Here is a 15,396-nt window from a genome sequence, read left to right as displayed (position 1 = left end):
TTTTTGATATATCGCCTATAGTATTTCTCGCATGAATTGCTTATTGGATTTCTTATAACGGGATTCGGACGAGCTGCGGCGCGCGGTCGCGGGCGGCACACGCGTGCGACTGCGCGGTGTCGCGCCGGCCGCATCGGTGGCTGCCGGCCGATCGTGCGCCATCGGCGGCCCGCGTGCGGCGCGGGCTGAAACCGGTCCGCGCGCGGCCGCCCGAGATCGTTCCGTCTGCAACGATCCTGCCTGCGCATCGGCGATCCGCAAGATGCGCGCGAACGAAGTTGACGACGACGCGCCGACGTCCCCGCACGGCACGCGCGGCCGATGTTTCATGTTAATGTCGTGCGCATCCGGTTCGCCGGCCATCCCGTGCCGGGCGGGGCGGCCGGCAGTGCACCGCATCGTGTCGAGGTCAAAATAGCCATGGCAGTCAAGGCACGCCTCCTGAACGCCGTTCTCGCCACGCCCCCCTGCGGCGATCACTACGTGACGGCCGCGCTGCGCCCGTCGATGCTCGTCACGCTGTTCGAGGACGTGCGTCCGATGGCGCTGTCCGGCTTCGCCAGCGCGTTCGTCGCGGCGATCGCGCTGATCCGGCTGCAACAACTCTGGTGTTTCGTGTGGCTCGTCGTCGACGTCGGCCTGCTCGCCGCGCGGCTCGCGATCGCACGTGCGTATGCGGTACGTCGTGCCGCCGGCGACGATCGCGCCGAATACTGGGCCCGGCGCTATGCGCCCGTGTCGCTCGCCGCGTGCTGCGTGCTCGGCCTCGGCGTGATGGGCTGCGTGGATGCGCCCGACGTCGAGCTCGGCACGCTGGCCGTAATGGTCGCGGGCGGCGTGTTCGGCGGGATCGCGTCGCGCAATTCGGCGCTGCCGCGGCTCGCGATGACGCAGGTCACGCTCGGCGTCGTGCCGATCGGCGTCGGCGCGCTGCTGGTCCAGCGGCCCGGCGCATGGCTGCTGCTGCCGCCGCTCGTGATCTATCTCGCGGCCATGCGTACGGTCGTCGAACGCCATTACCGCGTGCTGGTCGCGCTGATCGCCGCACGCCAGCGCAACGCCGAGCTAGTCGCGCGCTTCGACGCCGCCCTCACCTACATGCCGCACGGCCTGTGCATGATCGACGGCGAAAGCCGCGTGATCGTCGCGAACCGCCGCACCGCGCAGCTGTTCGGCTCGCCGCGCGAGATCATGCTGGACACGCCGCTGCCCGACGTCGTCGCGGCGCTCGGCGCGAACGCGCTCACCGATCCCGACGGCGCCAGTCTCGCCGTGCAATGCGACCTCTGGCTGAACCATGACGAACCGGAGCCGCTCGACATCGCGCTCGCCGACGGCCGCCAGCTCGAACTCACACGCCACCGCGTGCCGGACGGCAACGCGGTGATCATCGTCGAGGACGTCACCGCGCGCCGCCAGACCGAGCAGCATATCCGGCACCTCGCGCGGCACGACGCGCTGACGGGATTGCCGAACCGCCACGAGTTGCATGCGCAACTCAAACGGATGCTCGCGCACCGGCCGCACCTGCCGCACGTGCCGAGCCCTGCGCTCGCCGTCATGTATCTCGACCTCGACGGCTTCAAGGCGATCAACGACCGCTTCGGCCACCAGGCCGGTGACGAAGTGCTCATGCAGGTCGCCGAGCGGCTCGGCAAGACGCTGCCGCCCGGCGAACTGGCGGCGCGAGTCGGCGGCGACGAGTTCATCGTCGCGCTCGACGCAACCACCATGCAGGCGTGCTCGGTCCTCGCCGCGCGGATCATCCGGCAGATCTCGGCGCCGTACACGCTGTCGATCGGCGAGACCGTCGTCTTCGGGATCAGCATCGGCATCGCGCTCGACGACGGGCACGGCTCACCCGACGAACTGATCCGGCAGGCTGACAGCGCGCTGTACGACGCGAAGTCGGCCGGCAAGGGGATCTACCGCTTCTATTCGGCCGGAAGCAGCCGCGTGACGCCCGCGACCGCGAGCTGAGCGCGCGCTCGTTCCCGCCGGCGGCCGCCGCGCTGTCCGGCTTGCCCGTTCGCTTCCCGCGATTCATTCCGGAAACGCCTTGCGTGGTTCGACGCGTGCGCGCAGGTGTTCCGCCGCGGCCGCCCATGTCACGTGACGTGTTCCGTAACATCGGCGCGCGCCGCGCGTAGCGTTCGCTGCAGAAGCCCGCACGATCGCGACGGCGCGCGGCATTTGATGGCTGGCACTCTTATTGCTCCTTGACCGGGAAACAGGATGTCAGGGAGGCCACTCATGAATACCGTCGAAGTTCTCAGCCGCGCGGAAACGATCGATCAACTGGACGTGATCGACGGTGCCTCGCTGATCCGGCGGCTCGTTTCCGAGCGCCGCATGCCCGCGGCGCGTGAAGCCGCGTGCGTCGACAATCCGCCGCTGACGCTGTACGGCGCGTTTCGCCAGGGCGTCACCGACCACGCGGCGCGGCGCGCGAATCCGTATCGCGCCGGCAGCCGTTTCTGGACGCTGTGGGAAGAAGGCCGTATCGAGGCTGAAACATCGGGCCGCTGACGCGCTCGTGCGCCGGCCCCGTCGCCGCAAGGGGCTGACGCACCACGCGGCGTGCGCAGGCGGCCGGCCCGCACGCAGGCGTGCGTTTCAGCGCTGCAACATCGCGCGCGGCTGCTCTGGTTGCGCTTGCCGCGCGTTCGCGCGCGGGCCGCCTGACGGCGCTCGACCTCGGCCGCACCGCTCGCCGCGCGGCGGTCGTTTCCCGATAAGATGGCGGATTCCCGTTCTCCGAACGATGTCGCCATGACCGCCTCCTCCTCACACCGAAATCCCATCCACTGCGAAATCGATCTCGATGCACAAGGCAAGCATGCGGGCTATCTGCGCCTGCCGCATTCCGTGCATCGCTCCGCGTATGGCTGGCTGCCGATCCCGATCGCGTCGATCCGCAACGGCGACGGCCCGGTCGCGCTCGTGATGGCCGGCAACCACGGTGACGAATACGAAGGCCAGATCATCGTGTCGCAGCTGATGCGCGAGATCGACCCGGAGAGCGTCACCGGGCAGCTGATCCTGCTGCCGATGGCCAATTTCCCCGCGGCCGACGCGGGCCTGCGCGTGTCGCCGCTCGACGAAGGCAACCTGAACCGCAGCTTTCCCGGCAACCCGACCGGCACGCCGACGCAGATGATCGCCCACTACATCGAGCATGCGCTGCTGTCGCGCGCGCAGTATCTGGTCGACCTGCATTCGGGCGGCAGCTCGCTGCTGTACCAGGGCGGCAACATGCTCGCGATCGACCCGCTCGACGACGACGAAGCGGCGAAGCTCAACGGGCTGCTCGTCGCGTTCGGCTTGCCGAACGCGCTGCTGCACGCGCCGAACCCGGTGCATTCGGCCTCGGCCGCGCGCCGGCAGGGCGCGATCTCGATCGTGACCGAACTCGGCGGTGCGGGGATGGCGGATCCGTCGCTGATCCGGCTCGGCCGTCACGGGCTGCTGCACTATCTCGGCTACATCGGCCTGCTGCACGGCGCGCTCGTGCCCGACGCGCCGCCGACCGTCACGCGCTTCCTGCGCGTCGACGGCGATCGCCACTTCGTCTACGCGTACGAACGCGGGCTGTACGAACCGCTCGTCGAACTCGGCGACCAGGTGAAGGCCGGCCAGCCGGCCGCGTGGGTGCACTTCCCCGATACGCCGCTGCGCGAACCGGTGCTGCACCGCTTCAAGGGCGACGGCGAAGTGGTGTGCAAGCGCGTGCCCGCGCAGGTGCAGCGCGGCGATTGCCTGTTTCAGCTGGCGGAGGCGTCGACGCCGCCGCGGGTCATCGGGTAATGTGCGTGATCGAGTCGTCGAGGAGATCACGAACATGAAATGTCCCGCCTGCGGTGAAGCCGAACTGATTCGCGACACACGCGATATTCCGTATGCGTTTCAGCGTGTGTCCACGGTCGTTCGAGGTATAACGGGCGACTTCTGCCCGGCATGCGGCGAAGCGGTGCTCGATATCGAAAATGCCAGTCGTCTCGGTGATGCGATGACACGGTTCGCCACACAATTCGACGGGCGGCCGAACTAGATGCACGTCGTCGTTCGATGGGATGAGGGTCGCTGCGTAGATGGCGTGTCATGACCGGTACAGACCCTAAGCGGACGGCCGGCTTTCTACAAAGCGGCCGTTCGATCGAGATGGGCTGGACGCCTGGTGCGATGGAGTTGTCCAGATCGGACTGCGGTCGCTCGGCTCTACAGTAGCCATTTGGAAGATCAATCACATTCATCTTCCGCCAACGATCGGACCAATTTTCCAGTAGAGCGACAGAGCTACAGCACGCTCGACTCGCCGCCCCGCGCAGACAAACGATTGTCGGATAGACAAAGGCACAAGCCTTGCTCTATGCAAGGATCGGCATCGACCGATGATGCCCTCGCATAGCAACGAATCCCCAATCATTGCGCCACGACGCGGGGAGGACAACTTGAAGATGCGTTCATCTCCTGCGACACCGGCGCTGCCCGTCGTCCTCGTCTATCGTGGGCAACGCAAATCCGTTCAATCCGGCCACGACGTCGGCACGCTCTGGGCGCTCGCCCGACAGATCGCTGAGCTCAAGGGCACGGAACTGGCGGGCGAGTTCGATGAAAAGCATGCGTACCCCGCGCATCGATATCTGGTCCCCGACGATACGCTGACGTTGGCGCAAGCGCGCAAGCTTGGCGTGCGATCCGAGCGCTATCTGTTCGGCGGCGTCGTGCCGTTTGCGTTTGTCGCGACGAAGCTGATCGCACATGCGCTGCCTGATGACGCGCAGGCCTCGCCGCCGGGCTGGTCACGCGTATTCGGCGAGCACATTGGTTCGCTGGTGCTGCCGGGCTACGCGGCGTTTTCGCGGGTCGATGCCTGCAACGCGGCGCGCATCCTTTGGCAGGAGGGCGGCGTACGGATCAAGCGCCCTTATGGGGTCGGAGGAGCAGGACAGTCAATCGTCGCCGACATGGACGAACTGGAAGCAGAACTCGATGCGCTTGGTGACGCGGCGCTGCGAGCCGAAGGCATCGTCGTCGAAAGGCAGTTGGATAGCATTGAGACGCTGAGCGTCGGTCAGGTGACGCTCGACGATCTGGTCGCGAGCTACTATGGCGTGCAGCATCTAACAGTCAATAACCATGGCCACCACGTCTATGGCGGCACCGACCTGGTCGCCGTGCATGGTGGCTTCGACCTGCTTATGCAGCTCGATGTCATGAGCGATGTCCAGGAGGCGATCATCAAGGCGCGTGCATTCGATGCCGCCGTGCAAAATGACTACGCCGGTTTTTTTGCATCGAGACGCAACTACGACGTCGCCTGGGGCATCGATGCACAAGGCGTGCGCCGTTGCGGGGTACTCGAGCAGTCGTGGCGGATCGGCGGCGCAACGGGCGCCGAGCTTGGCGCGTTGCGAATGTTCAGGGCAGATCCTCGGGTGCATGCGGTGCGTGCGTCGACGCGTGAGATTTACGGAGGCGATGTGCAGGTGCCTGATGGCGCCTGCGTCATCTATCGAGGCGTCGATCCGCAAGCGGGAGCCATCACGAAGTACTACACGGTGGATCGTAATACCTTGCAAGGGAGCAACGGCATATGACAGCGGAGCGTTATGGCGTGCGGATCAAGGTCGAGAACGGTTACCTGGACGGGACCCTGCTCGCTCCGAAGACAACGGTGCCGGGCATTCTTTTCGTGCACGGCTGGGGCGGCAATCAGGAACAGTATCTCGAGCGCGCCCGGCAGGCATCGGCATTCGGCTGCGTTTGCCTGACCTTCGATCTGACGGGACATGGGCGTACGCAGGACGAACAACAAAACGTGACCCGGGAAACCAACCTGCAGGATCTGCTGGCCGCCTACGATACGCTCGTTGCACATCCATTGATCGATCGCGATGCGGTTGCAGTGATCGGCAGCAGCTACGGAGGCTATCTCGCAGCCATCCTGACGGAACTGCGCCCAGTGCGCTGGCTGGGTCTGCGCGTACCAGCGCTTTACCTCGACGAAGGATGGAACACGCCGAAGCGCGCCTTGCATGTCGAACATGATCTCGTCGCGTATCGCAAACGCACCGTGCCAGCGTCGGAAAATCGGGCGTTGCGTGCGGCGGCCCGCTTTCGAGGCGATGTGCTGCTCGTCGAATCGGAACACGACGAGATCGTGCCGCATACCGTGATCGCCAGCTATCTGCAGGCGTTTTTGCAAGCCCATTCGCTCACGTACCGGATCATCGACGGTGCGGACCATGGACTATCGGATGATCCCAGCCAACGTGCCTATACCGCGCTTGTCGTGAACTGGCTGAACGAGATGGTTGCGGGCCTGCGCGCAGGCGACCGCGGAGCTGCGCCCGCTCAGGCAGAGACGTAGAAGCCCGTCAGTGCACCGATCGGACCGATCCGGCCCGCCCTGAAGAGCCGGGATTTTCCAAGCAAGACCGGGACGGAAATCGGGCTTGCCTCAAAGCTATCAAACTTCCTGCTGTACGTGGATTCGACGCATGGTCACCGTGCCGGCGTGCGAAGTCACGCCGATGCATCTCGCTTGTCGAGCCACGCCCCTGCCGCGCATAGCATCGCTTCCAGCCCCGTACGCAGCGTCGGGTCGAGTACCGGCGCGAACTTCGGCGAATGATTGCTGGGAATCTCGTTGAGCTTTTTCTCCGCCAACGCCTTTCCAAATGTATCCGGATCGGTCCCGCCGATGAACCAGAACCCATATAGCACGCCCCATTCGCGCCCGAATACGCTGAAGTCCTCGCTCGCTGCTGCCGGGGGCGTTTCGTAGGCGCGCTCGCCAAAGTGCGCTTCGAATGCCTCCCGCACACGCTCGCTTGTCTGCGCGTCGTTGATCGTCAGCGGATAGCTCGAGAGCGTCGTGAATTCGGGCTCGCGTGGTGCGTTGGAGGCCATGCATTCCGCGCAACAGATGCGACGGATCGCACCCAGCATGTATTCGCGCACGTCTTCGTCGAATGTGCGCATGTTGAGCTTGAGCGTCGCGTCGTCGGGGATAATGTTCTCTTTCGTTCCCGCCTGCAGCGCACCGATCGTCAGCACCGCACTATCGCGCGGGGAGATTTCCCGCGATACGATCGTCTGCAGACGGAGCGTCGTCGAAGCCGCCATGATGACCGGATCGATCGAGGTTTGTGGCTGCGATCCGTGCGAACCGCGTCCAAACAGCCTCACCTTCAAACTGTCGCCCGCCGAAAGAATCGTGCCGCTCCGATAGCCGACCGTGCCCGCCGCGCCAACCATGACGTGCTGGCCAAGGATCACGTCAGGCTTCGGGAAGCGTTCGGCCATGCCGTCGTCAATCATGCTGCGGGCGCCGCGCGCCACTTCCTCGCCCGGCTGAAAGACCGCCATCAGCGTTCCGCGCCAGGCGTCCCGGTGCGCAGCCATCAGGTGCGCCACACCCATCAGCCAGGCCACGTGCATGTCGTGGCCGCACGAGTGCGCGACGCCCACTTCGAGGCCATCCTCGTCCTTCGCCCTCGCCGTGCTGGCATATGGCAATCCGGTCGCTTCTTCCATCGGAAGCGCATCCATGTCGGCGCGCAACATTACAGTCGGACCGTCGCCGTTGCGTAACACCGCCACGACGCCGGTCACGCCGACACCCCGCGTAACGTCGTAGCCGACATTTTCGAGATAATCGGCTGCAATACGTGCGGTACGCACTTCCTGCATCGACAGTTCGGGATGCTCGTGCAGGTCCTTGTAGATCGCTTCGAGCTCGGGCAGGAGGCTTTCGATGGCGTCCTTGGTCGCTTCCACCAATGCAGGCATGATCGATCCTTTCAAATGGTTCGTTGCGGGGGCCGATGTTGCATCGCACGCGTCGGCCGTCGTTGAAGCGTGGCAGCGCTTGCGCCCGATCTGGCGACACGGCGGCAGGAGCGCGGTACGCAATCCGCCGACTAGTCCGATGCATGCGACAGGGGGGAAACACGGAACATCCGGGCGAGCCCGCTCTACCCTGGCACTTCGTATTACGTTTCCGTCAAGTCGCCTGCTGCCCGAAGCGGGACAGGACTAGAAGAGAACCATAGTCTCGATAGCGGCAATCCGGAAGGTCCTGTCGATTCATAAGACAAAGCGGTCGCCCGCAGGTCCGGCTCGGCGAGACGGCGTATGACTCGTTCTGGCTGATTTGCCGCTTCCTGCCAAACCTTATCGCCCCCCAAATCGGCAATACCGATAGAACATCGAGCAATAACAGCGTGCAAACCCACGGCATTCATATGTATTGCACACACATCGAACTGGCTCGGCTCCGCACTACTCTCAATCGCCTCCCCACCCCACTCCCCCTGCAAGCCTTCTGACGCCCCCCGCGAAATCCTTATCGAAATTGCTTCGTTCGCCTTTGCCGCCCACGCCGCTAACGTGTTCGAAACGGCGGCGGCACGCCGGATGCAGCGCAGGAAGCACCGCGGCCGCCGTCATCACGACAACCGCGTCGCGATAACGGAACAGACCGGCCGGGCGATGTGCCCCGCCCCCGCCAGGAACGTCCGCATCGCGCGCCCTTCGCGATGCCCATGGCCACGAACGACCGCATCATCGACACGACGCCGCTCGACGTCCGCGCCCAGCCGTTGATCGACGCGCTGATCGACGAATACGCGACGCGCTACGACGCGTACCGCCCCGACAGCCGCGCGTCCGCACGCGACGAACTCGCGCGCTACCCGGCCGAGCTGTTCGCGCCGCCCGAAGGCGCGTTCGTGCTGCTGCTGCGCGACGGCGAGACGATCGGCGGCGGCGCATTCAAGCGCTACGACGCGCAGACCGCCGAACTCAAACGCATCTGGACCCGCGCGGACCTGCGCCGCCAGGGGCTCGCGCGCCTGATCGTCGACGCGCTGGAACTGCGCGCCGCGCAACAGGGCTATCGGCGCGTGTACCTGACCACCGGCTTTCGCCAGCCCGAAGCGTGGGCGCTGTACGACCGCACCGGCTATACGCGGCTGTTCGACTCGTCGATCGACCCCGAAGCGTATTTCCACCTGCGCTTCGGCAAGGATCTCGCCGATCCGTCGCGCACGTCGACGCTCACCGACCTGTGGGCGCCGCTGCCCGAAGCGGTGCTGCCGCGCTGAACGCGTCGCGTCATCCGATTCCGCTCCCTCGCTCCCGACGACAACACAACAAGGACGCATCCATGCAACGAGCCGTACCCTTCACGCCGCGTGCGCTCCGCACGCTGGCCGCCGCGCTGGTCGGCGTGACCGCGATCGCCGCGGCCGCCGCGACCTTCGACCTGAGCCCCGAGCAGCGCGGCCGCCCGCGCGGCACGGCCGATGCGACCGTCGAGCGCGCGGTGCCAGCGTCGTTCAAGTTCGCCGAAACCGGCACGCTGACCATCGGCGTCGCGCCGAGCCTGCCGCCGATCAGCACGTATGCGACCGACGCGCGCACGGTGGTCGGCTTCGACGCGGACGTCGGCCAGCTGGTGTCCGACAGCCTCGGCCGCAAGCTGAAGATCGTCCCGCTCGCGTGGGCCGACTGGCCGCTCGCGCTCGAATCGGGGAAGGTCGACGCCGTGATCTCGAACGTCACCGTCACCGAGGAGCGCAAGCAAAAATTCGATTTCTCGACCTACCGCAAGGACCAGGTCGGCTTCTACGTGCGCAACGACAGCAAGATCCAGTCGATCCGCGAGCCGAAGGACGTCGCGGGGCTGCGCATCGTGACCGACGCCGGCACCAACCAGGAAAAGATCCTGCTCGCGTGGGACCGCGAGAACGTCGCGCACGGCCTGAAACCGGTGCAGGTGCAGTACTACGACGACCAAGCGATGCGGATCGTCGCCGTGCAGTCGGGTCGCGCCGATGCCGTGTTCAGCGTGAACTCGGTGCTCGCGTACCAGAGCGCGCAGCAGGGCAAGACACGGCTCGTCGGCGCGATCAGCGGCGGCTGGCCGCGCACGGCCGACATCGCGATCGCGACGCGCCGCGGCAGCGGGCTCGCCGATCCGTTGACGGTCGCGCTGAACGGGTTGATCAAGAACGGCCGCTATCAGCAGATCCTCGACCGCTGGAACCTCGCGTCCGAAGCGATCGACCAGTCGCGCACGAATCCGCCGGGTTTGCCGAAGAGCTGAGCGCCGCCCCTTCACGCCTTCGCAGGAACGCCGATCACCATGTCTTATTCGCTTTCATTGCTGGACAAGAGTCCGATCGCCGACGGCGCGACCGCCGCCGACGCGCTGCGCTTCACGACGACCCTCGCGCAGCGCGCCGAACAGCTCGGCTACGAGCGCTTCTGGGTCGCCGAGCATCACGGCGCGCCCGGCTTCGCGAGCTCCGCGCCCGAGATCGTCGTCGCGCACCTGCTCGCGCACACGTCGCGCATTCGCATCGGTTCGGGCGGCGTGATGCTGCAGCACTACAGCCCGTTCAAGGTCGCCGAAACCTTCAAGCTGCTCGCCGCGCTCGGGCCGGGCCGCGTCGATCTCGGCGTCGGCAAGGCGCCCGGCGGGCTGCCGCTGACCACACGCGCGCTGCAGTGGTTTCACGACAAGGCGAAAAAGCCGGGCTTCGCGGGCCAGCTCGCCGAACTCGATGCGTTCCTGGGCTGGGGTGTCGCCGAAGATCATCCGCTCGCCGGCGCGGTCGCGATGCCGGTGCCGCCGCACGCGCCGGAGCGCATCCTGCTCGGCGGCTCGCCCGACAGCGGTGCGCTCGCCGCCCGACACGGCTGGCGCTTCTGCTACGCGGGGCACTTCAACGGCGACGACGCGAACCTCGAACGCTCGCTGGCCGCCTACCGCGACGCAGGCGGCACGCGAGCGCTCGTCGCGCTGTACGCGGTCGCCGCGCCGACCCGCGAGGAGGCCGAGCGACTGATCGGGCCGCTGAAGATCTTCAAGCTGCAGTTCGCCGGCGGCCAGAGCTTCAACCTGCCGAGCGCGCAGGCCGCGGCCGAATTTGCGCGGCAAAGCGGCGCGTCCGACTACCGGATCGACGAGTTGCGCCCGACCGTGCTGGCCGATACGCCCGAGCGCATCCACCGCGCGCTCGACGCGCTGAGCCGGCGGCTCGACGTCGACGCGTTCGTGATCGACTCGCCGGTGACCGATTACGCGGCACGGCTCGCGTCGGCCGAATGGCTCGGCGGCGCGCAGTCGATCACCCCCGTGCAGGCGGCCTTCGCGGCCGACCGCTCCCTTCGCTCCCTTTCCCCCGACCAGAACGCGTGACGCGCCCATGACGACCCGACGATCTATTCCCTTCGGCCTGATGCTGCAAGGCGCAGGCAGCCACATGAACGCATGGCGGCACCCGAGCAACCCGCCGGACGCGAGCATCAACCTCGACTTCGCGATCGGCATCGCGCGCAAGGCGGAAGCCGCCGGCATCGCGTTCGCGTTCGTCGCGGACGGCCTCTACATCAACGAGAAGTCGATCCCGCACTTCCTGAACCGCTTCGAGCCGCTCACCGTGCTGTCGGCGCTCGCGGTCGCGACGAAGAAGATCGGCCTCGCGGGCACGATCTCGACGTCGTACAGCGAGCCGTTCACGGTCGCGCGCCAGCTCGCGTCGCTCGACACGATCAGTGGCGGGCGCGCGGGCTGGAACGTCGTGACGACGCCGCTCGAAGGCACCGCGAAGAATTTCGGCAAGGCGCATCCCGATCACGAACTGCGCTACGAGATCGCCGACGAATACCTCGAGGTCGTGCAGGGGCTGTGGGATAGCTGGGACGACGACGCGTTCGTGCGCGATCGCGCGACCGGTCGCTTCTTCGATCGCGACAAGCTCCACACGCTCGATCACCACGGCCGCTTCTTCCAGGTTGCCGGCCCGCTGAACATCCAGCGCTCGCCGCAGGGGCAGCCGGTGATCTTCCAGGCCGGCTCGTCCGACACCGGCATCGGGCTCGCGGGCAAGTACGCGGACGCCGTGTTCACGCACTCGCCGTCGCTCGACGAAACGGCCGCGTTCACACGGCGCGTGAAGCAAAGCGCGGTCGAGCACGGGCGGCAGCCCGGCGACGTGAAGATCTTCCCGGGCATCGGGCCGATCGTCGGCCGCACGGCCGCCGAGGCGGAAGACAAATACCAGGCGATCCGCGACCTGCTGACGATCGACGAAGCGCTCGCGTATCTCGGCCGCTATTTCGATCACCACGATTTCACGCAGTACGCGCTCGATGCGCCGTTCCCCGAGCTCGGCGACATCGGCCGCAACAGCTTCCGCTCGACCACCGACCGGATCAAGGCCGACGCGAAGCGCAAGCACCTCACGCTGCGCGAGACTGCGCTCGCCGTCGCGACGCCGCGCCCGAACTTCATCGGCACGGCCGAGCACGTCGCCGACGAGCTGATCCGCTGGCACGACGCCGGTGCCGGCGACGGCTTCATCCTCGGCTTCCCGGTACAGGCGCAGGGCGTCGACGACTTCATCGACCTCGTGATTCCGGTACTCGAGGCGCGCGGCCGTTATAGCCGCGACCTGCCGGGCAGCACGCTGCGCGACCACCTCGGCCTGCCGCGCAAGGCGAGCCGCCATGCGGCGCCCGGCGCGGTGCAGCAACAGGACGACGCGGCCGAAGCGCACGCATGACGCCGACGCGCCGCCTCGCGCGGCGCTTCCGGCCAACTCGATCGAGGACCCTCACCGACATGAGCGACACGACCCATCTCGGCGGCGCAGTGCCGCCGCTCTCCCCCTCCCGCGCCCGCGACGCCGGCACGCACCTGCGGATCGTGCCGGCCCGGCACCGGTCGCGCACCGTCGGCACCGTGCTCGCGCTCGTGCTGATCGCACTCGTGCTGTATTCGATCCTCGGCAACCCGCAATGGGGCTGGCCGGTGTTCGCGGAGTGGTTCCTGTCGCCGCCGGTGCTGTCCGGGCTCGCGCGCACGCTGGTGCTGACGCTGCTCGGCGCGGTGTTCGGCTTCGCGCTCGGCGGGTTCGTCGCGCTGGCGCGGCTGTCGCGCTCGCGTCTGCTCGCGGCGAGCGCATGGACCTTCGTGTGGCTGTTCCGGTCGATTCCGCTGATCGTGCTGCTGCTGATCCTCAACAACCTCGGCTACCTGTACGAACACGTGCGGCTCGGCGTGCCGTTCACCGACATCGTGTGGTTCGACACGCCGACCACCGACCTGATCAGCCCGTTCCTCGCGGCCGTGCTCGGCCTCTCGCTGAACCACGCGGCGTTTTCCGCGGAAGTGATTCGCGGCGGCATTCTCGCGGTCGACCAGGGCCAGCTCGAAGCGGCCGCCGCGCTCGGCCTGCCGCGCGGCCGCCAGACCACGCGGATCGTGTTGCCGCAGGCGATGCGCGCGATCCTGCCGACCGCGTTCAACGACCTGATCTCGCTCGCGAAAGGCACGTCGATGGTCTACGTGCTCGCGATGCCCGAGCTGTTCTACACGGTGCAGGTGATCTATCGCCGCAATCTCGAAGTGATTCCGCTGCTGATGGTCGCGACCGTCTGGTACCTGATCATCCTGACCGTGCTGTCCGCGATCCAGGTACAGGTCGAGCGCCACTATGCGCGCGGCGCGCTGCGCAACCCGCCGCCGTCGGCGCTGACGTTCGTGCTGGCGCGCGTCAGTGCGCTGTGGCGGCATGCAGCGGCGCGCAACGCAACGGCAACCGGCGCAGCGGCTCACGATGACGCCGCGGCCGCTCCGGTGCCGCGCACCGGCGGCGAAGTCGCCGTGCACAACGTATCGAAGCAGTTCGGCATGCAGCGCGTGCTCGACAACGTGTCGTTCGTCGCACCGCGCGGCAGCGTGACGGTGATCGTCGGGCCGTCCGGTTCGGGCAAGTCGACACTGCTGCGCACCATCAACCATCTCGAGCGCGTCGACGACGGCTTCATCGACATCGACGGCGAGCTGATCGGCTATCGGCGTGACGGCGACGTGCTGCACGAGTTGAAGGAGCGCGACGTGCTGAAGCGCCGCACGGCGGTCGGCATGGTGTTCCAGAACTTCAACCTGTTTCCGCACCTGACGGTGCTCGAGAACCTGATCGAGGCGCCGGTCGCCGTCGGCGGCGTCACGCGCGAGGCCGCCGAACGCACCGCGCGCACGCTGCTCGCGCGCGTCGGCCTCGCCGATAAAGCCGATGCGTACCCGCGCCAGCTGTCCGGCGGCCAGCAGCAGCGCGTCGCGATCGCGCGCGCGCTCGCGTTGCGCCCGAAGGTGCTGCTGTTCGACGAGCCGACGTCGGCGCTCGATCCCGAACTGGTCAACGAAGTGCTCGACGTGATCAAGGAGCTCGCACGCTCGGGCACCACGCTCGTGATCGTCACGCACGAGATCGGCTTCGCGCGCGAAGTCGCGGACAACGTGCTGTTCATGGAGCGCGGCCGCATCGTCGAGTCGGGGCCGCCCGCCGTCGTGCTCGACGCGCCGGCCCATCCGCGCACACGCGCGTTCCTGTCACGGGTGCTCTGATGCACGCCGCTCACGACCTGCGAGGCAACCGACGATGATCGACCGACGCCAGTTCATCACCGCCACGCTGGCGGCCGCCGCCGGCCTCCGGTGGCACGCGGCCGAGGCCGCCGCCGCGACGGCGGACCTCGATCCGCGCCAGGCCGGCCGGATCCGCGCATCGCGCGACGATGCGGCGATTCGCGCGGCAAGCAACTACCGCTGGGTACGCGACGGGGCCTTCACGGTCGCGATCTCGCCGCACGCGCCACCGGTATCGACCTATGCGACCGATGCACGCACCGTGGTCGGCGCCGATCCCGACTATGCGCAGCTCGTCGCCGACGCGCTCGGCCGCACGCTGGTGCTGGTGCCGATCGCATGGGCCGACTGGCCGCTCGGGCTCTCGTCGGGCAAGTACGACGCGGTGATCTCGAACGTCGGCGTGACCGAGAAGCGCAAGGAGAAATACGACTTCACGACCTACCGGCTCGGGCTGCACGGCTTCTACGTGCGCACCGCGAGCCCGATCGCGAAGATCGCCGAACCGAAGGACGTCGCCGGCCTGCGCGTCATCACGGGCGCGGGGACGAGCCAGGAGCGCATCCTGCTCGAGTGGAGCCGGCGCAACGTCGCGCAAGGGCTGAAGCCGACCGAACTGCTCTATTTCGACGACGATGCGGCGGCACGCGTCGCGCTGCTGTCGGGCCGCGCCGATGCCGAGCTGAATCCGAACGCGTCGCTCGCGTACGAAGCCGCGCGCGACGGCAAGATCCGGCGGGTCGGCGTCGTCAACGCGGGCTGGCCCGCGAACGCCGACGTCGCGATCGCGACGCGCCGCGGCAGCGGGCTCGCGCCGGCGCTGACGCTCGCGACGAACGCGCTGATCGACAACGGCCGCTACGGGCAGGCGCTGGCGCGCTGGGGGTTGCAGAGCGAGGCGGTCGCGCGCGCGGAGACGAATCCGCCGGGATTGCCGTCGTTTTGAT

General features: G+C 67.2%; 13 protein-coding genes. 12 read left to right on the top strand and 1 reads right to left on the bottom strand.

Translation table 11 applies throughout. The features are described from left to right. Positions 1-420 precede the first annotated feature (420 nt). The 6 genes from DIE12_RS00330 to DIE12_RS00300 all read left to right on the top strand — a co-directional run bounded on the left by DIE12_RS00330 (position 421) and on the right by DIE12_RS00300 (position 6,373). The gene (locus DIE12_RS00330) at positions 421-1,980 is read left to right on the top strand and encodes a sensor domain-containing diguanylate cyclase (protein ID WP_124519403.1); all 1,560 of its coding nucleotides are present in this window, start codon (positions 421-423) and stop codon (positions 1,978-1,980) included. A gap of 273 nt (positions 1,981-2,253) precedes the next feature. Further along, positions 2,254-2,529, top strand: coding sequence for a hypothetical protein (locus DIE12_RS00325; protein WP_124519402.1), 276 nt, complete (start codon positions 2,254-2,256; stop codon positions 2,527-2,529). A 243-nt stretch (positions 2,530-2,772) separates the two neighbouring features. After that, positions 2,773-3,807 (top strand): succinylglutamate desuccinylase/aspartoacylase family protein, encoded by a 1,035-nt coding sequence (locus tag DIE12_RS00320; protein WP_124519401.1) that lies wholly within the window; start codon positions 2,773-2,775, stop codon positions 3,805-3,807. Between the two features lie 34 nt (positions 3,808-3,841). Further along, positions 3,842-4,051 (top strand): type II toxin-antitoxin system MqsA family antitoxin, encoded by a 210-nt coding sequence (locus tag DIE12_RS00315; protein ID WP_124519400.1) that lies wholly within the window; start codon positions 3,842-3,844, stop codon positions 4,049-4,051. Between the two features lie 406 nt (positions 4,052-4,457). Further along, complete coding sequence (locus tag DIE12_RS00305; protein ID WP_260428990.1) at positions 4,458-5,600, top strand: DUF3182 family protein; 1,143 nt, start codon at positions 4,458-4,460, stop codon at positions 5,598-5,600. After that, positions 5,597-6,373: a S9 family peptidase gene (locus tag DIE12_RS00300; protein ID WP_124519398.1), complete on the top strand. Its 777-nt coding sequence runs from the start codon at positions 5,597-5,599 to the stop codon at positions 6,371-6,373. Before DIE12_RS00305 ends, DIE12_RS00300 begins: the two co-directional genes overlap by 4 nt. A 155-nt stretch (positions 6,374-6,528) precedes the next feature. Here the strand turns inward: DIE12_RS00300 and DIE12_RS00295 are convergent, their stop codons facing one another. Continuing rightward, a complete protein-coding gene (locus DIE12_RS00295) occupies positions 6,529-7,797 on the bottom strand; it encodes a M20 family metallopeptidase (protein WP_124519397.1) in 1,269 nt (422 codons plus the stop codon). A gap of 755 nt (positions 7,798-8,552) precedes the next feature. On the opposite strand from DIE12_RS00295, the gene DIE12_RS00290 reads away from it, so the two are divergent. The 6 genes from DIE12_RS00290 to DIE12_RS00265 all read left to right on the top strand — a co-directional run bounded on the left by DIE12_RS00290 (position 8,553) and on the right by DIE12_RS00265 (position 15,395). Next, positions 8,553-9,113, top strand: a complete 561-nt coding sequence (locus tag DIE12_RS00290; RefSeq protein WP_124519396.1) for a GNAT family N-acetyltransferase — start codon at positions 8,553-8,555, stop codon at positions 9,111-9,113. Positions 9,114-9,175: 62 nt separating this feature from the next. Continuing rightward, complete coding sequence (locus DIE12_RS00285) at positions 9,176-10,117, top strand: ABC transporter substrate-binding protein (protein ID WP_124519395.1); 942 nt, start codon at positions 9,176-9,178, stop codon at positions 10,115-10,117. 39 nt (positions 10,118-10,156) lie between these two features. Further along, the gene (locus tag DIE12_RS00280; RefSeq protein ID WP_124519394.1) at positions 10,157-11,215 is read left to right on the top strand and encodes an LLM class flavin-dependent oxidoreductase; all 1,059 of its coding nucleotides are present in this window, start codon (positions 10,157-10,159) and stop codon (positions 11,213-11,215) included. A gap of 7 nt (positions 11,216-11,222) precedes the next feature. Further along, the gene (locus DIE12_RS00275; protein ID WP_124519393.1) at positions 11,223-12,581 is read left to right on the top strand and encodes an LLM class flavin-dependent oxidoreductase; all 1,359 of its coding nucleotides are present in this window, start codon (positions 11,223-11,225) and stop codon (positions 12,579-12,581) included. Between the two features lie 59 nt (positions 12,582-12,640). Continuing rightward, entirely contained in the window at positions 12,641-14,428 is a 1,788-nt protein-coding gene (locus DIE12_RS38910; RefSeq protein ID WP_124484740.1) for an amino acid ABC transporter permease/ATP-binding protein, read from the top strand. A 34-nt stretch (positions 14,429-14,462) separates the two neighbouring features. Beyond that, positions 14,463-15,395, top strand: coding sequence for an ABC transporter substrate-binding protein (locus DIE12_RS00265; protein WP_124519392.1), 933 nt, complete (start codon positions 14,463-14,465; stop codon positions 15,393-15,395). Position 15,396 lies beyond the last annotated feature (1 nt).

It is taken from the genome of Burkholderia sp. Bp9015 (assembly GCF_003853505.1).
Classification (GTDB): Bacteria; Pseudomonadota; Gammaproteobacteria; order Burkholderiales; family Burkholderiaceae; genus Burkholderia.
Note: the sequence above shows the minus strand (reverse complement) of the source record. Positions and strands in the feature narration are given on the sequence as shown.